The sequence below is a fragment of the Bradyrhizobium sp. SZCCHNS1022 genome, assembly GCF_032484835.1.
GTDB lineage: Bacteria > Pseudomonadota > Alphaproteobacteria > Rhizobiales > Xanthobacteraceae > Bradyrhizobium.
In genome coordinates, this window is the sequence record NZ_JAUETT010000002.1 from 401,147 (window position 1) to 418,957 (window position 17,811).

The window sequence follows — 17,811 nt, forward strand, 5'->3', positions numbered from 1 at the left end:
TCGTCGATCATCGGGCGACGATGACCCGATCGTGGCATATCTGCCGGCTCACGTTCTAGCCACTGTGCTGTAAGACGTCAGCAGCAGAGAAGGCGGACATTCGCTGTCAGCTTTCGGGTGGGAATGCGCGCTCCATTTGCCGATATCTGCTGCACCGAGCAGTTCACCCCGGAGCCGAGCATCATGCATATACGAACGGAACCATCGATCCTTTACTTTGGAACCCCGGTGGTCCTCATCAGTACGGCCAATGCGGATGGCAGTTACAATCTGGCGCCGATGTCGTCGGCATTCTGGCTGGGGTGGCGTTGCATTCTGGGACTGGCGGCCCACTCGAAGACGCCGCAAAACATGCTGCGCACGCGGGAGTGCGTGCTCAACCTGCCGGATGTCGGCTGCGCTTCGTTGGTGGACAAGCTCGCCCTCACCACCGGCTCCGATCCGGTGCCGGATAGCAAGAGAGCGCGCGGCTATCGTTGCGAGAAGGACAAGTTCGGCATCTCGGAGTTCACGCCGGTGCCGTCCGAGACGGTGGCCCCGCCGCGGGTGAAGCAATGCCCCGTGCAGATGGAGTGTGTGGTTGAGGCCCATCACGATCTTGCCGGCAACGATGCAGCGTTGCGTGGCCGTGTCCAGATCTTCGAGGTTCGGGTCCAACGGGTCTATTGTGAGCAACGTATCCTCAACCCGGCGGATCCGAACAAGGTCGATCCCGACCGGTGGCGGCCGCTGATCATGAGTTTTCAAAGGTTCTACGGCCTTGCGCCGGAACAGGTGCATGAATCGACGCTTGGAACGGTCCCCGAGCATCTCTATCGGGGACCGGATATCGATCGATCGCGCACACTGAGCGAGCGTTCGGAAGGCGCGCATGGCATTCGCTTGGACGGCTCGCGGGCATATTGAAGCGTTTGCCGCCGTCAGGCGTCTTGCGGGCGCGCGCGTTTTGGCACGATGGCAGTGCCAAACACATGATCCCAGAAGCTCGTCGTGACGCCGAAATTACCCGGCTTGGGATCGCGATGATGGCGCAGATGCCGGAGTCGATGCTTGCGCAGCCATGAGTCTTCGCTCAGCGGCCAACGATGTACCGCGTCGTGGACCGTCAGATACAGAACGTAACCGAGGATCAGGCCGCTCGCGCTTCCGCTTGCGATCTCGACGTCCGAGACGCGTGCGACCAGGAAGAACCATGAACAAAAAATGACGGCGCTGACCCCGATCGGCGCTCCGACGAGGTCGGATGGACGGGCGTGATGCATCCCGTGGAGATCCTTGAGAACAGGCGCTTCATGGTACAGGAACCGGTGCACCAGATATTCGGCGAGCGTCCAGAGTATCGCTCCGCAGGCGGCTGCGACGAACCAGCGCGGGTGCAATGCCAAGCCGCTGTCCGCAAGTTCATAGAGCAGCAGTCCGGCGACAACGATCGGATAGATGTACAGCTCGGCGTAGTAAGTGGTCCTCGATTGGTTCACGTCGTCCCCACACGCAACATGACGAAAAGTGACCGTCGCGGCCCCAAGGACAGCAGCCGTAAGGATTGGCATTTGGCGGAGGCAGCGTCGATTCGAGGCCCGGTCGGTCTGCCGAATAGCAGAGGTGTACGGCACCAGCGTGAATGGACACGGCGCCGCTGCCGATCACAGCACAGTCGCCCGACGGGCGATCTTCGCATGCCCCTTCTGCACCAACTGCCTGTCGTGCCACTCTGTCGCAGGCTTGCGCGCTTGCCGTGTCGGGCAAATCAGGACGATCTTTCCGCGCATCCCGCCTCGATGAAGAGGGACGTTTCGGCCGATCGTCACGAACGGTGAGGCGGGGAGCGGTGGACGTGGAGGCGCCAACAGACGATGAGCGCCGAGACGGACGGTCAAGTCGCGTGGTCCTGGCATCCCGACGCTGATGCCCTGCGCAACGCGTTTCACGCGTCGTCGCACATGGTGGCCAACAAGCCCGGCGCACCAGGGAGATCGCGAAGCAGCCGTTAAAACCATCGCGCAGGGAATGCCGGTTGATCGGCTGCACCTGTGGTAACTGCCGCCTGCTTTTCTCGTTGCAGGCGGGCCATGGGTGAGGCCTTCACCCGGCATTCCCTGCGCTCTCTTCGCTTTCGAAGGGGCGACCTGACACGCACAACCCGGGTGTGATTGCGCCGCGGGACGGCGTCAGCGCGTCAGCTCACTTCTCTTGGCGACGCTCGATCGAGCGCCGCGTCACGAAGGCATTCAAGCGATGACCGAGTTCGCTCGCTCTCAATCCGTCATTTCACCTCGGTACGAGAGATGTGTTTCATTGGTCTCACAGCCCCGTCGAGGCCTCGATCTTGAACTGCGTGAGCGCCATCGACGGATCGGTTTTCAGCAACTGGACCAGCTGCAGCGCCGGCACCTTGGCGCGCGGCGTCAGCTTGAGCGTCAGCGTCTGGCGCGGCGTCTCGATGAAGCGGCTGATGGCCTCCACGGCGGCCGCGACGTCAGGGTTGTCGACGGCAAATTGTTGGCTGCTGTCCTTGAAGCTGGCAACCAGGGCTTGTCTGGCATCCTCTCGCGTCATCGTGTGCGTGCGCGCATATTGCGCGACCAGAAGATCGATCGCACCGAGATCGCGCAACGACAGCTCGAGCCCATTGGCCTCGATCTGCGCGGCCATCGCAGCCGCGGCCTGCGGATCTGGCGTGAACAGCCCGCGCGGCACATGCGCGAGCGACAGGTTCGCGGAGGCGCCGAGCAGGTTGGCGAGATCGAGCTTCACCGGCGAGAGCGCAAAGCTGCTGGAAGTCTCGGTCCAGGCGGCGCCGAGATCGGCATCCAGCGCCAGTTGGTCGATGCCGGCTGCGAGCAGCGGCAGCAGGGCCGGATTGGACGGATCGATCGGCCCCGCCAGCTTGGCCGTCAGGTGGGCCTGGGTCGGGAACGGCCCTATGAACTGGCCCCAGTTCAGCGCGACATTATCGATCCGGACCTGCTTCTTGCTGGACTTGAACGGGGCTTCGAGCCCCTTCAGCTCGATGCCTTCGACGAGTTTCAGCATCGCCAAGGCCGCGCCGCGCTGTTGCGGCACGGATTTATCGGCGAATTGCGCGCTGAGCCGCATCATCCCCGCGACGTCGAACGCTTTCAGCGCGAAGCGTCCGAGCTTGACGGGTCCCTGCGGCGATCGGGCATCCAGCCCCTCGGCGGCGATATCGGCCTTGCCGTCCCGCAGGTCGAGGCTGACGGTGGCGAGCTTGACCGGACCTTCCGGGGTCTCGGCCGAGAGGCCGCGCAGTTCGACCCGATCGATCTGAAGACCGTCATAGATGCCCGCAACTTTCGTCAGCAACTCGCGGGCCTGTTCGGGAGTCGGCTGCGCCCCAGCCGGCGGAAGCGCCGTGAGGAGCGCGGGCAATTGCAGTTTCGCAGGCCGCAAGCTCATGGCTTCCGCGCTGATCCCCTCGATCCGCATCCGGATGCCCTGGTCGGTGGCGATCTCATAGGCGCCGGTCGAGACCCGACCCGAGACGGGGTAGATGTGGTCGTCATTGGCCTTGTCAGGGTCCAGCGCCGCGAGGGCCACATTCGCATCGAAGTCGATCTGGGCGATATCGGCAATGTGGCCGCGCATCTTGCCTGGCGTCGTGTCGGTCTTGCCGTCCGGCTGGGGCAGGCTGGCCGTGAACGTCACCTTCTCGATCTTCTGGCGCGCGATCCGGCCGTTCTTGATGCCCTCGATCGTCAGCCCGGTATAGCTGACGTCGGTCGTCCCGGGGCCCGACACGATGGTGGCGTCGACGCGAGGGATGGAGGCGGAGGAGGCGCTGAGGGCGACGAACTGTTCGAGCACGGCGCGATAGACATCGAGGATCGACGTGCCCGCCGGCGGCCGCTGCAGGTGCGTCGGGCCGGAGTAATCCTTCAAGAGCAGCTCGGGTACCTTGTAGGTGATTTGTGCCGCCGAGGGGGCCGGGAGCTGAGCGCCGAGCTCGAGGTCTTTCAGCTCGATGCTGGCCGCGGCGACACTGGCGGCGTCAGGCTGGCTCACATCTGCCGCCGTCAGGCTTCCGATCTTCACCCGCACGGGCGGATCGCTCGCCGTCTCCGTGGTGATGTCTGCGATCGCCAGCGTCCGCGCCCGCCAGTCGAACGCGACCTTGCCGTGACTGGCCTTGCCGCCGCCGGCGCGAATCTGGTCGAACGCCGCGTCGACCTCCGCGGTGGCGCGATGCTGAGCGTACCAGCCAAAGCCGAAAAAGCCCGCGACTGCAATTGCAACCGCAGCGAGAATGCCCGCCAGAATCCGTTTCATTCGATGCCCCGCTCACGGTTTAGGCAATGGTCAAAGCAATGGTCATAGTCTTGGCAGAATGGATCGGGTAGGGATGTCCTTCTGTAGCCTTGAGAATTTGCCGCCCCCGCCTGTTGATCGGCATGGTTTCGGATGTTGCACGAAAGCTGTTTCGCGTGCTTCACATGCGTTTCCCATTTGCCGGAAAAACGCCCTCCTGAACCAGGTTCACGAAAGCAACAGTCCGGGCCGGAAACGCTGGAGCACCTATGTCGTCCTATTCTGAAGATCTCCATTCCGCAGCACTGGCGTACCATCGGCTGCCTCGCCCGGGCAAGCTGGAGATCCAGGCCTCCAAGCCGCTTGCGAACCAGCGCGACCTGGCGCTGGCCTATACGCCGGGCGTGGCCGCGGCCTGCACCGAGATCGCCAACAATCCGGCGGAGGCGGCCACGCTGACCACCCGCGCCAACCTGGTCGCGGTGGTCTCCAACGGCACCGCGGTGCTCGGCCTCGGCAATATCGGCCCGCTGGCCTCCAAGCCGGTGATGGAAGGCAAGGCGGTGCTGTTCAAGAAATTCGCCGGCATCGACGTGTTCGACATCGAGATCAATGCCGACACCATCGATCGCGTGGTCGAGACGGTGGCGGCGCTGGAGCCGACCTTCGGCGGCATCAATCTGGAGGACATCAAAGGCCCGGAATGCTTCGAGATCGAGGCGCGCCTGAAGGAGCGCATGAAGATCCCGGTCTTTCATGACGACCAGCACGGCACCGCGATCATCGTGGGCGCGGCGATCAAGAACGCGCTCTCGCTCGCCGGCAAGAAGCTCTCGGAGGTCAAGATCGTCACCTCGGGCGCGGGTGCTGCCGCGATCGCCTGTCTCAATCTCCTGGTCTCGATGGGCGCGCAGCGCAAGAACATCTGGGTCACCGACATCGACGGCGTCGTGCATGAGGGCCGCAACACGCTGATGGACCCCTGGAAGGCGGTCTACGCGCAGAAGACCGACAAGCGCACGCTCAGCGAAGTGATCGGCGGCGCCGACATCTTCCTCGGCGTCTCCGCCGGCGGCGTTCTGAAGCCTGACATGGTCAAGCAGATGGCCGACAAGCCGCTGGTGATGGCGCTCGCCAATCCGAACCCCGAGATCATGCCGGAGGAGGCACGCGCCGCGCGGCCAGACGCGATGATCTGCACCGGGCGTTCCGACTTCCCGAACCAGGTCAACAACGTCCTCTGCTTTCCCTTCATCTTCCGCGGCGCGCTCGATGTTGGCGCCACCGCGATCAACGAGGCGATGAAGCAGGCCGCGGTGGACGCGATTGCCCAGCTCGCGCAGGACCCGCCGTCGGATGCCGTCTCGCGCGGCTTCGACAACGGGGAGACGCAAGGGTTTGGCCCGGGCTCGCTGATCCCGTCGCCGTTCGATCCGCGCCTCATCCTGCGCATCGCTCCTGCCGTCGCGAAAGCCGCGATGGACTCGGGCGTCGCCACCCGGCCGATCAAGAATTTCGACGAATACACCGCGCTGCTCGAGCGCTTTGCCTTCCGCTCCGGCCTGATCATGAAGCCGGTCTTCGCCAAGGCGAAGACCCAGCCGGTGCGGGTGATTTACGCCGAGGGCGAGGACGAGCGCGTGCTGCGGGCGACGCAGGTCGTGCTCGAGGAGAAGCTGGCGCGGCCGATCCTGGTCGGACGCCCCTCGGTGGTCGAGGCGCGCATCAACCGTTTCGGCCTGTCGATCAAGGCGGGCAAGGATTTCGATCTCATCAATCCTGAGGATGATCCGCGCTATCGCTCCTATGTGCAGACCTATATCGACGTCGCCGGCCGTCGCGGCGTGACGCCGGACGCGGCGCGCACGGTGGTGCGCACCAACGCGACCGTGATCGCGGCGCTTGCGGTGATCCGGGGCGAGGCGGACGCGATGATCTGCGGCGTCGAGGGCCGCTATATGAGCCATCTGCGTCATGTGCGCGAGATCATCGGCTTCATGCCGGGGGTGAGCGATTTCGCGGCGCTGGCTTTGACCATCACCAGCAAGGGCGCCTATTTCATCGCCGACACCCAGGTGCGGCCGAACCCGACCGCCGAGGAACTGGCGGAAATGGCTTCGCTCGCGGCCAATCACGTCACGCGCTTCAACATCAAGCCGAAGATCGCCTTCGTGTCGCATTCCGATTTCGGCGGCTACGACACCGAATCATCGCGCAAGATGCGGCAGGCGACCGCGCTCTTGAAACAGCATCGGCCAGACCTGGAGGCGGACGGCGAGATGCAGGGCGACACTGCGCTGTCGGCGACGGCGCGCAAGCTGATCCTGCCGCATTCCGATCTCGACGGCGTGGCGAATGTGCTGATCATGCCGAACCTGGATGCCGCCAACGTCGCCTATCAGATGATCAAGGTGCTCGCGGACGCGGTTCCAGTCGGCCCGATCCTGATCGGCCCGGCGCGGCCGGCGCATATTCTGACGCCGTCGGTGACCGCGCGCGGCATCCTCAACATGACGGCGGTGGCGGCCGTCGAGGCTCAGGAGCGGGCCGGGCGGGCGCAGCCGACGCTGTTTGCGTGATTTGACCGGCGTGTGGCGGAATTCGTCCGAGTTCGGCCGTATTCCGCCCGCGATTTGATTGTTTGAAAGGATCGAGGAGAAGCTCCATACTTTCGCCGGTTCCCCGCCAAACAAGCTCACTGTGAGGCCAAGCATGCCAGCATTCATTACGTTCGGGCGCGTTCTGTTCGCCGTGCTGTTTATCTACACGGGCGCGACCAAGCTGTTCGGCATTCAGGCGACGGCCGATTTCATCGCCAGCAAGGTGACGCTCCCGGAGATCGTGGCGCCCTACACCGCACAGCTCGAGGCGATGACCAAGATGCCGACGGCGCAGATGCTGGCGATCGGGGTCGGCGTGTTCGAGATCGTTGCGGGGCTGATGATCGCGATCAATTTCCTGCCGCGGCTGTTCTCGCTGCTGATGATCATCTTCGTGGGTGCGACGATCTATTACTTCCACGATTTCTGGAACCAGACGCCGCCCGACAACGCGAAAACCCTGATCGACGCGCTGAAGAATCTTTCGATCATCGGCGCACTCTTCATGATCTTCGGCTATGGCCGCGGACCGGCAAAGCCGGCCGAGACGGCCTATGGAGACATTTGACGCGTAGGCTCCTCTTCAATGTCCGCACGGCCATGGCCTAGCGGCGGCGCTCCCAGGCGGTGACTTCGACATCGAAGGCCGGGTCGAGCATCGTGGTCGTGCCGGGTTGCAGGCCATGGTCCGCCAGCACCCGCTGCGGCGAGCACTCGGCAGTCACCTCGGGGAAGCAGGGCTCGCCGCCCGGCAGGCGCACATGCGGGGCCTGCGAGAGATAAAAGGTGTCGTAGCGGTCCAGGAACATGGCGAACACGCCGGGGCCGCCGATGATCGCCACCGTGCCGCTCTCGATGCCGGCGGCCGCACAAGCGCCTTCGAACGAAGCGCCGGCGGGGTTCCACAAGGTCGCCTTGGGATTGGCGGGATCCGTCGCCAGCGCTTTGACGCCGCGGGTCAGGACGATACGTTTGCGCTTCGGCGAGTTCGGCTGGTCTTCGTAGGAATTGCGGCCGTGCACGATCAGATCGGCACGGTCGAGGGCGGCGGAGAAGAACTTGGCATCGCCCTCGAACTTCAAAGCGTCGGGCATGACATTGCGGGCGTCCGCAAGCATGCCTTCGGCCGAGACGATGACATAGCCCTCGATCCGGAGCGCAGCCACGAGCGATGCAACGCGACCGCGTTATTCCGAGACCGTGGTCACGACGCTCGACACCGGACGCTGGCTCACCGTCGGCAGCTTCGCATCCTTCAGCAGTTCCTCGTCATACTGCGGCAGCGACTGCACCGGTGCCTTGGCGCGCATCGCGACGACCTTGTAGCCTTCAGCCTTGAGCCGGCGCAGCAACTCGGGAAGCGCTTCGGCGGTGTGCTTGTGGAAGTCGTGCATCAGGATGATGCCCTTGCCGAGCTTGTCTAGCTTCTTGAAGGTGACGTCGATGACCTGCTGGGCGTTGCGCGCCTTGAAGTCGAAGGAATCGAGGTCGCAGGAGAAAATGCCGATGTTGCGGGTGCCGAGGTAGGTCACGATCTCCGGCGGGTGCTGCAGGGCCGGGAAACGGAAGAACGGCGCTGGCGAAACACCGCCAAGGGCCCATTTCACCGCGCTGATGCCCTTCTCGATTTCCTCCTTGCGCTGGTCCTCCGTCAGCTTCTTGTTGGTGAGCGTTGCATGCGACCAAGTGTGGGTGCCGATCGTATGCCCGGCATTGTACACTTGCTTGAGGATCTCCGGATAATAGGTCGCGTGCTTGCCGATCGAGAAGAAGATGCCGGTCGTGCACTGATCAGCCAGCGCCTTCAGGACAGCGGGGGTGTTCTCCGGCCACGGACCGTCATCGAAGGTGAGCACCACCTCGTGGTCGCGGAGGAAATCCAGTTCCTTGAAGTGCTCGAAGCCGAAGCCGGGCCCCCCGGTGGTATCGATCTCGACCGTGCGGCCGACGCCCAGCGCATCCGGATTCATGCAAGGCGGACGGGGCGGCTGTTGTTGCGCAGCGGGCTGCGCTGCTGGCGCTGCAGGAGCGGGGGCAGCTGCAGCTGTCCTCTGCGCCTGGGCCCATGCCGTTCCAGAGGCAAGCATCGACACTGCCAAGGAACCTGCGACGATCAGTCCTGCTGCAACACGCATTTTGTTCCCTCGAATTGTCCGCGCTGCACGGTACCCGTGCCGGGGTTTCATCCAGGCCCCATCCGGTTGAGGATATTAGCCCAGACCTTCGAGCGGCGGCAAAGGAAACGATCAGCGAAACACGCCCAAATTGCCGTCATCCGCAGCATTCTTCGGAAGTGTGGTTTATGGCCCCCGGTAAAATAAATGTGCGTTGGTTCCAACCGATCAGCTCTTCGAGGGCGAACACCAGGGCAGCTGGAGCAGGGGCAGGTAGTAGCCGCGCCATTCGCAGACAGATTCAGGACCGGTCCGCCTGGTCGCATATTTCACCGGCTCGGCCTGTCCGATCACGATGTGAAGTGCGACCAGCGTATAGCCGATCGCTGTGGCGAAGCGGTACTGGCCGAGGTCCGTCAGGCGGTCGAGCAGGAGCGCGCCGGCGAGGACGATCAGGGGGTCGGTGAAAATGAAATATTCCGTTTTCAGGCCGCGGCGGACACCGAGCGTGTCGATCGCGACGGCAGCGAGCAAGAGCAGGAGCGCTTGCAGGGCCACGACCCGCTCGCCGCGGCGCCATGCCACCACGAGACCCGGAACGATCAGCCAGGTCAGGAACACGGTCGGCCGAGCCGAGGAATGGAGCACAAAAGTATAGCGAGCCAGCACTGATCCCAGGCCTTGCAGCAGCAACAACAATGCGGCGCCTGGGCTCGAGGCGTGCGCAGCGTCGGAGGTGCTGGCGTCGGCGAAGCTCAACATCTTCTCCAGCGGATTGAGGACGGCAACGACATTTCCGCTGTCATAGTCCCGGTCGAGCAACAGCAGTGCCAGCGCCGCCCCGGCGACCACGGCTGCGATCGCCGCCGTGGTCTCAGCGGCGCTGGTGCGCCAGATCCGGGCGTAGATGATTATGCAACTCAGAACGAAAAGCAAAAGCGCAGCTTGATAGTAACCGAAGCCGTTGAACAGGATGGGACGAAGCTGCGTGGCGTCGAGCAGGGCGCGATCGAATCCGACGACGAGCAGCGGCCAAGCCATCCAGGTTGCGACTGCGGCGGCGATCGTTGCCGCGATGACGGCGATCCATCCGGAGTTGCGGTTCCAGAATTGGGCGCTGCCGCCGGCGCCACTGCCGAACGGCAGGATCAGAACGGGGAGGGCGCCGATCAACAGGATGGCCTGTACCTTGTTCTCGAGCCCGATCACGCACAAAGCCGATGCGAGCGCCAAGGCCAGCGGGCGCGCGGTGCAGCCGCGGCGGCTCACCACGATGAGGATCATCAACGCTGATATCACGGGCATGGCCGCGATCAGTTCGCTGCGGAGGATACGCGAATGCACCGCGATCCCGCCGGAGAGCGCGAAAGCCATGGTGGCGAGCAGCGCCACCCGCCAATCCCGGACGATGCGGCGAATGAGGAATGCGAAGACCACCACGCAGCCGAGCGCAATCAGAAGTGCAAACATTCGGCCGGCACGAACGGCGTGCGTCATCGCGGCGTCAAATGCTGCCGCATCGGACGCGGGTGGAATGGCGGATAAGGTCCAGGCATCGAGCAGGCCAGTCGCGTGCAGAAGTCGAAACCAGGACTTCACGCCGATAATGGTGAGGTAGGCCGGGTGATCGAAAAACGCCTGCGGCTTGCCATCGTTCATGACCAGCGCGTTGTAGATCACCATGAAGTCCATATCCGCGTTGCGGAAGTAGACGACGGCAAATCCGAATAGGAGGAAGGAGAGTACGAGGCCGCCCAGAATGGCGGCCAAGCCCCCGCGCCAGCCGAGCGACGTCAGGCGGTCGAGTGCGTTTTGCGCGCCGTCAGATTGCGGCGTGCCCAGGCGAGCAGGGGCGGCGAGCTCGGTCATGCCGCGCACTTAACCCAGCTGGCTCACGTCAGGAAAGGACAAAGGCGGTCAGCGCAACGAGAGGATAAATTCGGTGCCCTCTCCTGTCTCGCCCTGGTTGATGCCCTGGTCGGACACGATCAGCGAGCTGCCGTTCGACAGCGCTGCGCCGAGCCAGGCCAGGACGTCAGCGGGAATGGCGATGCGGTCGAGAGCCTCGGCCGGGCTGTCCGGCTGCGAGGCGTCTTTGGCTTCGAGCGGTATTTCGCCGCGCTTCTTGCCGTGGCGCGTCTGCCCGCCATCGTCATTGCGCGCCATACTGCGCGGAGAGACCGGAAGCGACACCACCGACCAATGCATGACGTCGGCGTCAGCCTTGTCGGTCGAGGCCGTGAACACATGAGTGCCAAGCGGCCGATCACTTGGCGCGATCGTGACCTCAACCTTGAATACCGGCGAAAAATTCTGCCGGACGTAGAGCTTGGAATCTTTCCGGCTGATGAAGATTGCAATCGCGCTGTTGCGCTTCAACTCGGGCTTGACCGGGAGCGGCTTGTCGCCTTCGGACACCCGGGTCTGATCCTTGTCGGCTGGCTTCGCTGGGCTGTCCGCGGTCGTCCCGGCGGGCTCGGTGGATTTATCGATTGGTTGGGCTTCGGGCTGTCCGCCTGAGACCGCCTGCTGTACAGCACTTGTCGTCGGATCTTTCGTCGCGGCCGCATCAGCAGGCTTCTCGGCAGTCTGGCCGACGGCCTCGGGATCATCGCGTTTGGCCGTCTCGTTGACCAGCCTGTTCTCCTGCACCGTACCGGTCTGCGCCATCGTGGCGACACCCGGCTTGGTCGGGATGTCTCCCGTTCCTGCGTCGATTCCGCTCGGCGACGTTTGAGCGGCGGCGGGCGCGGCGCTTGTCGGCCGGCTCGGGGCGTCGAGCGCAGCCTCGCCTGCCGTCGTGCTCGTCACGGAAGCCGGATGCGGCGTGACTTGCACGGCGGAGACGTCGGTCACGGTGGCTGGCGTGTTCAAACTGCCCGCATCAGCCGTGCGGGTCTGCCCGCGCAGCAGCACTGCTGCGTCCGTGGATTTGGCGCCATTATCATGACCGATCGTGGAGCGCAGATCGATGTCACTGCCCACGGTCACGGGCGGGCTCAGGGCGGCGCCCTTGTCGGCTTTCGGAGCGGCCGGAGCATTGGTGTCCGGCTGAGCCGACGCGCTTGGCTGCGGCGCTTTCAACGCTGCGAGCAGCGGATGGGTGAAATTCGACGGCTCGACCTCACCGGAGGTCACCAACACCCGGGCGCCGATTCTGGTCCAGCCGTACATCTTCACGGCGAAGGCTGGAGGTATGCGGATGCAGCCATGGGAGGCCGGGTATCCCGGCAACACGCCGGCGTGCAGCGCGACACCCGACCACGTGATGCGCTGCATGAAGGGCATCGGCGCGCCGCTATAGATATTGGACCGATGGTATTTCTGCTTCTGGATGATACTGAATACCCCAGTCGGGGTGGGGTGACCTTTCATGCCGGTGGAGACCGGTGCCTCGGCGAACAACCCGTTGCTGTCGTAGATTTTGACCTGCTGCTTGTTGATCGAGATCGCGACGATGAGGGGACCTTGCGGCTTGGCTGCATCCTTCTCTACGACCGCGGGCTTGGCCTGATGGTGGCGCGCTCTGACCGGCGACCGGTGAATGATCAGCGGCGCCGGGCGGTAGAAACTGGAATCGGAATCCGTCCAGTAGGAAAAACCCGCAGCGTTGGCCTGTGAGCTGGCAGTGATCGCAACTGATGCTGAAATCACTGCAGCACAATAAAACCTGCGCCTGATGGCCGAACGAACGCAGAGCATTCTCACGGATCCTCAACAACCATATGGTGTCTTAGTGTCGCGGACGGGAGTCCACGTTCACCAGCTTGGGGCTTCTACCCTCTGCGATTCGGCGTCAGCGTAGCAAAAAAGCCTCACATCACGTTAAACGAGCTCGCGATCAGGCGCTGTCGGATCCCTTCCTCACAGCCTTTTGTGTTCCTACATGGGCGGAAGTCGGGTGGCGCCTTGGCGTCGCCTAAAATGGGAGATTAAGATGACGTTTGGCTCCGTCGATCTGCGTAATCGGGGACTGAAAAGCCTCACTTTGCTGCTGCTTGTGGGACTATTCTCACCCATCCTATCCGCCTCGGCAGCCGACGAGCCCGATCTCATCTTCCGTCGCTCCACCGTCTTCAAGCTGCTCAGCCCCAACGACAAGCTCGCGACCTATGGGGTCGACGATCCGGAGGTGGACGGCGTGGCCTGTCACTTTACCGTGCCGGAAAAGGGCGGTTATACGGGCTGGCTCGGGCTGGCCGAGCAGGTGTCAGACATTTCATTGGCTTGCCGGCAGATTGGCCCAATCAAGTTCAAGCGCAAGCTTGAGCAGGCCGATGATATGTTCCGTCAGCGCCGCTCGCTCTTCTTTAAAAAGATGCAGATCGTTCGCGGCTGCGACGCCAAGCGCAACACGCTGGTCTATATGGTCTACTCGGACAAGCTGATCGAGGGATCGCCGAAGAACTCCACGTCCACTGTACCGATCATGCCCTGGGGCAATGCCGATAACGGCGTGGTTCAGAAGTGTGGCGACTATATTCAATAAGAGAGCATTCAATGAGAGGGCGCGGATGCTTCGCAATGGAGCGGGGCTCGGCGGACTGAGTTCCGAGGTTAAGATCCGGACGTAAGCATTTGAAAGCTCAAGGACCTGGGTTTGTTTCGTCGGAAGCTTGGGGATGAAACAATTCTGTCGGGGATGAAACCATTTTCCGCTTGTCGCGCAGAACTGACGAAACCCGCGACGGTTATCCACCTCAGTGGTGATACCCGGTTGAGGGCAGAGGGAGGCGGTCGGACGGTCAGATCAGCCCACTTGCCATCGCATGTCGCCCCTGAAAGAACCTGAGGAACAACGGCTCACCATGCTGCTCCGTCTTGGTCTTGCGGCCCTCGCCGTCTGCTTCAGCCTTCAGCCTTCGGTCCACGCGCGTCCGAGCGCGAAACTGCCGGATCCCCCGGGAGATTTCGTGCGCCAATGTGCGCCGCACATGCTGGGCCGGTGGGCGCACCCGGAGGAAGTGTGTTCGTGTCTTCACGACCACGCTGCAGCCCTCGTTGAGGACAACGACCTGCGCGAAGCCTTGTTGCGCGGCATCAGCGAAACCGGTGTTCCGACTATCGAGACCGATTGGGTCCCCCCGGCGAAGCGATCGGAAATCGGGCCAACCTTTACCAAGATCGCCAAGCCCGTTCTTCAGTGCATGTTCGATCCTGCCAAATAGCCGCGATCGCTGCTGCGCGCGGAGCGAGGCACTCTGGCGAGGCTATCTCTTGGGTCCGAAACGCGGGATGCACTGCCTCGCTCGTTCGACACCGGCCGACGTCATCTTGGCGCCGGACACCTCTTTGACCTGACCCGCCGGGCAAGTTCCGTCATCGACCATCACGCGTTGTCCGAGTCGGAGATCGGTGATGTCCTGCTCGCGGCCGATATATTGGGCTTTGGCGGGTGCGATGAGGATCACCGCAAGTATCAGGCCCCCGATCAGCCGGGACGACGGCCGACCGTGGCGAATCGTTGATAGTTCCGCGCCCATTACTTGCTCTCGATCTTCTGCCATTGGCCCCGCCATCTGATCTACGACAGCCGACCGCTTCGAGGCTAAATCGAGACATAGCCCAGTACGCCGATCATCCGACGGAATATTGCGTTTGACGGACATCCCGAAGGACGACCGCATGCGCCAATGTAGGGGGACATCTGCGATTCTGAAAGCGCGCCCAAAAAGCGTGCCATCGGATGCAAAACTGTGATTTGATCGCTCTGAGTAACGGGAATGTTTAATGCGATGATCACAAAAGATATTGCGCACCGCATCGTCGATGCGGTCGACGAGAGCTTTGACCGACAATTGGCGACGACCCGCGACTTCGTCGCGATCCCTTCCACGCGCGGTGCGGAAGGGCCTTGCCAGGACATGATTGGCGATCTGTTGCGCGAGCGCGGCTACGAGGTCGACGATTGGCACATCGACCTCGACGAGTTGAAGGATTTGCGCGGCTACGGTCCGGTCGAGACCGATTTCTCCAAGGCCCGCACCGTGGTCGGAACCTATCGTCCGTCCAGTAGCGCCGGCAAATCGCTCATTCTCCAGGGGCATTGCGACGTGGTGCCCGCCGGCCCGCTCGAGATGTGGGAGACCCCGCCGTTCTCCCCGGTAGTCAAGGACGGCAAGATGTACGGGCGCGGTGCCTGTGACATGAAGTCCGGCACCATCGGTGCGCTCTATGCGTTGGACGCAATCAAGTCCGCGGGGCTGAAGCCGACGGGACGAATTCATTTCCAGTCGGTGATCGAGGAGGAAAGCACGGGGATCGGTGCGCTCTCCACCTTGCACCGGGGTTATCGGGCCGACGCCTGCTTCATTCCCGAGCCGACCGACTGCAAAATGGTGCGTTCCCAGGTCGGCGTGATCTGGTTTCGCCTAAAGGTTCGCGGCTTCCCGGTCCATGTCTTCGAGGCCGGATCCGGCGCCAACGCGATCACGGCGGCCTACCACCTGATCCAGGCACTCGAGCAACTCGAGGCCGAATGGAACGGCCGCGCCCAGAGCGATCAGTACTTCAAGACGCTCCAGCACCCGATCAACTTCAATCCCGGCATCATCAAGGGCGGGGATTGGGCCTCCAGCGTGCCCGCTTGGTGCGACGTCGACTGTCGCATCGCCATCCTGCCGGGGTGGTCAGTGTCTGAATGTCAGAACGAGATTCTGGCCTGCGTTGCGGCGGCCGCGCGTCATCATCGCTTCCTCTCCAACAATCCGCCGGTCGTGGAATGGTCGGGCTTCCTCTCGGAGGGCTACGAACTCACTGGCGCGGCGGAGCCGGAGGCTGCCTTCGGCCGCGCCTACGATGCCGTGTTCGGCGGTGACGTGGAGGATCTCGTCTTCACTGCGCTGACCGACACGCGGTTCTATGGACTGAACTACGACATCCCGAGCCTTTGCTTCGGTGCGAGCGGTGCCGCCATGCACGGCTTCAACGAATTCGTCGACCTCGAATCGCTGCGCAAATCGACCAAGGCGACTGCGCTCTTCGTCGCCGAATGGTGCGGCGTGGAAAATGCCGGCTAGGAACGAGCCGTCCCGGGCAATGACCTCGCACGTCGTTGCCTGGGCCCACGGCGTAGGCCAATCTCCGCAGCGTCCTCCGCTCAGCGGGGGATGGGGGGAGGGCATGACGCCTCTTGAAACATGACGCCTCTTGAAAAGATCAACGCGCTCAAAATGCCCTTTGCGGAACTGAAGGGTGTCACGTTTACCGAGGCCCATCCGGATCGGGTCGTCGCTCGCATGCTGGTGCGTTCCGATCTCTGCACGCTGAACCACACGATCCACGGCGGCGCCGTGATGGCACTGGCTGATTCGGTCGGTGCAGCCGCGACCGTCGTCAATTTGCCGGAAGACGCCAAGGGCACGACCACGATCGAGAGCAAGACCAACTTCATCGGCGGCGCCAAGGAAGGCGCGACCGTGATCGCAACAGCCAGCCCCATTCATCGAGGGCGCCGTACCCAGGTGTGGCAGACTCGGATCGAGACGGACGACGGTAGGCTGGTCGCTGTCGTGACGCAGACTCAGCTCGTGCTTTGAGGAACTCCGCCGAGATCACGGGCGGCCAAGCGATGTCGCATGGGTTTCATGATCTTTCAGTAGATTTTCGGGCTTGAAATACATGTTGCGATGCACAATATAGCGTCTGTCTAGGGATCGACGCCTCCTCGAGGGTTGCCAAGAGGAGATTTTGCTTTGCCACAGGTAGATGTTTTCCGTCCGCGGCCGGGCTTCGGCTATGTGCGGACGCTCAGCCAGCACGAAGAGCTGCCGCTGCTGCGTGACCATCTGCTGCGACTCGATCCGGAAAGCCGTCACGATCGATTCAACGGCTTCCTGGATGACAGTTTCATTGAGCGCTATGCCGCGAAATGTGCTGCGGACGGGACGGTCATCGTTGCGTACATGGAGAATGGGGTCGTGCGCGGCGCCGCCGAGCTGCATCCGCCGGAGCAGTCCGAGGATGGCCTGCCGGAGGTCGCATTCAGCGTGGAGGCTTGCGTGCGTCGGCGCGGCGTCGGCAGCCTGTTATTTCAAAGGGTGATTTCGGAAGCGCGCTGGAAGGGATATGGCAAGCTGCGGGTTACCACTGGTGCACAGAACCATGCCATGCGCGCCCTCGCTGCGAAGTACGGTGCGCACCTGGTGTTCAGCCACGGCGAATCGACCGGTACGATCGATCTCGCTCAACAGCCGCAGGACGAATTGGCAAAGCTCGTGATCGAGACTCCGATCGCTGCGGCGCGTGCCATCTACAACTTGAATCGGGCTTGCTGGAAGCTGGTGACGCGCATGTACGGCACCAAACACGCCGCCTGAGCCCGGCAACATTCGACGACTATAAAGAACAGCGCGTGGCGGTCGATCGCCACGCGCTGTTTCGTCGAGGAAGGGGCGCTTGGGCTGGAGCGTGCCATGCGCTCGCTTGCGGCGAAGCCTTACCGGAAAGGCGTGGCCTCAGGTGCCCGTGCGCTTGTCGATGCTGAAGCGCCGGACAGTGCGGCGTTCGACCACCACGGCGCGCTGCTGCGTGCCTTGGTCCGCGGTGATGAAGCGGGTTGCCGTCCGGGCGGCGACTCGGCTGGCCTTCTTCACTTCCGGCAGCACCTGCTCAAGCGGAAGGCCCATCAGCGCCGACGCGATCTCAGCCTGAGCCTGCACATCGTCGGTGATGCCGGATGCAGCGAAAATCGCCTCTTCGAGGGTCGGCGGGTCACGCCGGACGCGCCGGGGGCCATATTTGGTATTCCAGTCTTCGCTCATTGGGGCCTCGTGAATGATCCGGGATACCTAGAAGGGCGAATGTTGCATTGCAATATAAAATCGACGCGG

Annotated in this window: 16 protein-coding genes; 8 read left to right on the plus strand and 8 right to left on the minus strand. The window is 63.0% G+C overall.

Annotation, left to right across the window (positions count from 1 at the left end; genetic code table 11):
* Positions 1 to 123: 123 nt before the first annotated feature.
* Entirely contained in the window at positions 124 to 906 is a 783-nt protein-coding gene (locus QX071_RS15375; protein ID WP_315703557.1) for a flavin reductase family protein, read from the plus strand.
* A gap of 14 nt (positions 907 to 920) precedes the next feature.
* Here QX071_RS15375 and QX071_RS15380 read toward each other — a convergent pair whose 3' ends face one another.
* Positions 921 to 1,613 (minus strand): sterol desaturase family protein, encoded by a 693-nt coding sequence (locus QX071_RS15380; RefSeq protein WP_315703558.1) that lies wholly within the window; start codon positions 1,611 to 1,613, stop codon positions 921 to 923.
* 688 nt (positions 1,614 to 2,301) lie between these two features.
* Complete coding sequence (locus QX071_RS15385; RefSeq protein WP_315703559.1) at positions 2,302 to 4,287, minus strand: hypothetical protein; 1,986 nt, start codon at positions 4,285 to 4,287, stop codon at positions 2,302 to 2,304.
* Between the two features lie 248 nt (positions 4,288 to 4,535).
* Here QX071_RS15385 and QX071_RS15390 point away from each other — a divergent pair, with 248 nt between their 5' ends.
* Together QX071_RS15390 and QX071_RS15395 are read left to right on the plus strand one after the other, a co-directional pair.
* Positions 4,536 to 6,845, plus strand: coding sequence for an NADP-dependent malic enzyme (locus QX071_RS15390; protein ID WP_315703560.1), 2,310 nt, complete (start codon positions 4,536 to 4,538; stop codon positions 6,843 to 6,845).
* Between the two features lie 133 nt (positions 6,846 to 6,978).
* Positions 6,979 to 7,434: a DoxX family protein gene (locus tag QX071_RS15395; protein WP_315703561.1), complete on the plus strand. Its 456-nt coding sequence runs from the start codon at positions 6,979 to 6,981 to the stop codon at positions 7,432 to 7,434.
* A 37-nt stretch (positions 7,435 to 7,471) separates the two neighbouring features.
* Here the strand turns inward: QX071_RS15395 and QX071_RS15400 are convergent, their stop codons facing one another.
* The 4 genes from QX071_RS15400 to QX071_RS15415 form a co-directional block, all read right to left on the minus strand.
* A complete protein-coding gene (locus QX071_RS15400) occupies positions 7,472 to 8,032 on the minus strand; it encodes a dihydrofolate reductase family protein (protein WP_315703562.1) in 561 nt (186 codons plus the stop codon).
* Between the two features lie 21 nt (positions 8,033 to 8,053).
* Positions 8,054 to 9,001: a polysaccharide deacetylase family protein gene (locus QX071_RS15405; RefSeq protein WP_315703563.1), complete on the minus strand. Its 948-nt coding sequence runs from the start codon at positions 8,999 to 9,001 to the stop codon at positions 8,054 to 8,056.
* Positions 9,002 to 9,208: 207 nt separating this feature from the next.
* Positions 9,209 to 10,849: a hypothetical protein gene (locus QX071_RS15410; protein ID WP_315703564.1), complete on the minus strand. Its 1,641-nt coding sequence runs from the start codon at positions 10,847 to 10,849 to the stop codon at positions 9,209 to 9,211.
* 48 nt (positions 10,850 to 10,897) lie between these two features.
* The gene (locus QX071_RS15415; protein ID WP_315703565.1) at positions 10,898 to 12,682 is read right to left on the minus strand and encodes a L,D-transpeptidase family protein; all 1,785 of its coding nucleotides are present in this window, start codon (positions 12,680 to 12,682) and stop codon (positions 10,898 to 10,900) included.
* A gap of 235 nt (positions 12,683 to 12,917) precedes the next feature.
* On the opposite strand from QX071_RS15415, the gene QX071_RS15420 reads away from it, so the two are divergent.
* Together QX071_RS15420 and QX071_RS15425 are read left to right on the plus strand one after the other, a co-directional pair.
* Positions 12,918 to 13,469, plus strand: coding sequence for a CreA family protein (locus QX071_RS15420; protein WP_315703566.1), 552 nt, complete (start codon positions 12,918 to 12,920; stop codon positions 13,467 to 13,469).
* Between the two features lie 319 nt (positions 13,470 to 13,788).
* Entirely contained in the window at positions 13,789 to 14,148 is a 360-nt protein-coding gene (locus QX071_RS15425) for a hypothetical protein (protein WP_315703567.1), read from the plus strand.
* A 42-nt stretch (positions 14,149 to 14,190) separates the two neighbouring features.
* Here the strand turns inward: QX071_RS15425 and QX071_RS15430 are convergent, their stop codons facing one another.
* Entirely contained in the window at positions 14,191 to 14,463 is a 273-nt protein-coding gene (locus tag QX071_RS15430; RefSeq protein WP_315729504.1) for a DUF6719 family protein, read from the minus strand.
* A gap of 252 nt (positions 14,464 to 14,715) precedes the next feature.
* Between QX071_RS15430 and QX071_RS15435 the strand changes: the two genes are divergently transcribed.
* The 3 genes from QX071_RS15435 (at position 14,716) to QX071_RS15445 (ending at position 17,298) form a co-directional block, all read left to right on the plus strand.
* Positions 14,716 to 15,999, plus strand: a complete 1,284-nt coding sequence (locus QX071_RS15435) for an ArgE/DapE family deacylase (protein WP_315703569.1) — start codon at positions 14,716 to 14,718, stop codon at positions 15,997 to 15,999.
* 120 nt (positions 16,000 to 16,119) lie between these two features.
* Positions 16,120 to 16,518: a PaaI family thioesterase gene (locus QX071_RS15440; protein WP_315703570.1), complete on the plus strand. Its 399-nt coding sequence runs from the start codon at positions 16,120 to 16,122 to the stop codon at positions 16,516 to 16,518.
* A 156-nt stretch (positions 16,519 to 16,674) separates the two neighbouring features.
* On the plus strand, positions 16,675 to 17,298 hold the full coding sequence (locus QX071_RS15445; protein ID WP_315704264.1) for a GNAT family N-acetyltransferase: 624 nt from the start codon (positions 16,675 to 16,677) through the stop codon (positions 17,296 to 17,298).
* A 138-nt stretch (positions 17,299 to 17,436) separates the two neighbouring features.
* Here the strand turns inward: QX071_RS15445 and QX071_RS15450 are convergent, their stop codons facing one another.
* Positions 17,437 to 17,742, minus strand: coding sequence for a hypothetical protein (locus QX071_RS15450; protein ID WP_315703571.1), 306 nt, complete (start codon positions 17,740 to 17,742; stop codon positions 17,437 to 17,439).
* Positions 17,743 to 17,811: the final 69 nt, after the last annotated feature.

Bases quoted from the DNA above. Each gene is read 5' to 3' on its own strand.
- QX071_RS15375 (WP_315703557.1), top strand. From the start codon at position 124: ATGCGCGCTCCATTTGCCGATATCTGCTGCACCGAGCAGTTCACCCCG.
- QX071_RS15385 (WP_315703559.1), bottom strand. From the start codon at position 4,287: ATGAAACGGATTCTGGCGGGCATTCTCGCTGCGGTTGCAATTGCAGTC.
- QX071_RS15390 (WP_315703560.1), top strand. From the start codon at position 4,536: ATGTCGTCCTATTCTGAAGATCTCCATTCCGCAGCACTGGCGTACCAT.
- QX071_RS15395 (WP_315703561.1), top strand. From the start codon at position 6,979: ATGCCAGCATTCATTACGTTCGGGCGCGTTCTGTTCGCCGTGCTGTTT.
- QX071_RS15405 (WP_315703563.1), bottom strand. From the start codon at position 9,001: ATGCGTGTTGCAGCAGGACTGATCGTCGCAGGTTCCTTGGCAGTGTCG.
- QX071_RS15410 (WP_315703564.1), bottom strand. From the start codon at position 10,849: ATGACCGAGCTCGCCGCCCCTGCTCGCCTGGGCACGCCGCAATCTGAC.
- QX071_RS15415 (WP_315703565.1), bottom strand. From the start codon at position 12,682: ATGCTCTGCGTTCGTTCGGCCATCAGGCGCAGGTTTTATTGTGCTGCA.
- QX071_RS15420 (WP_315703566.1), top strand. From the start codon at position 12,918: ATGACGTTTGGCTCCGTCGATCTGCGTAATCGGGGACTGAAAAGCCTC.
- QX071_RS15425 (WP_315703567.1), top strand. From the start codon at position 13,789: ATGCTGCTCCGTCTTGGTCTTGCGGCCCTCGCCGTCTGCTTCAGCCTT.
- QX071_RS15430 (WP_315729504.1), bottom strand. From the start codon at position 14,463: ATGGGCGCGGAACTATCAACGATTCGCCACGGTCGGCCGTCGTCCCGG.
- QX071_RS15435 (WP_315703569.1), top strand. From the start codon at position 14,716: ATGATCACAAAAGATATTGCGCACCGCATCGTCGATGCGGTCGACGAG.
- QX071_RS15440 (WP_315703570.1), top strand. From the start codon at position 16,120: ATGACGCCTCTTGAAAAGATCAACGCGCTCAAAATGCCCTTTGCGGAA.
- QX071_RS15450 (WP_315703571.1), bottom strand. From the start codon at position 17,742: ATGAGCGAAGACTGGAATACCAAATATGGCCCCCGGCGCGTCCGGCGT.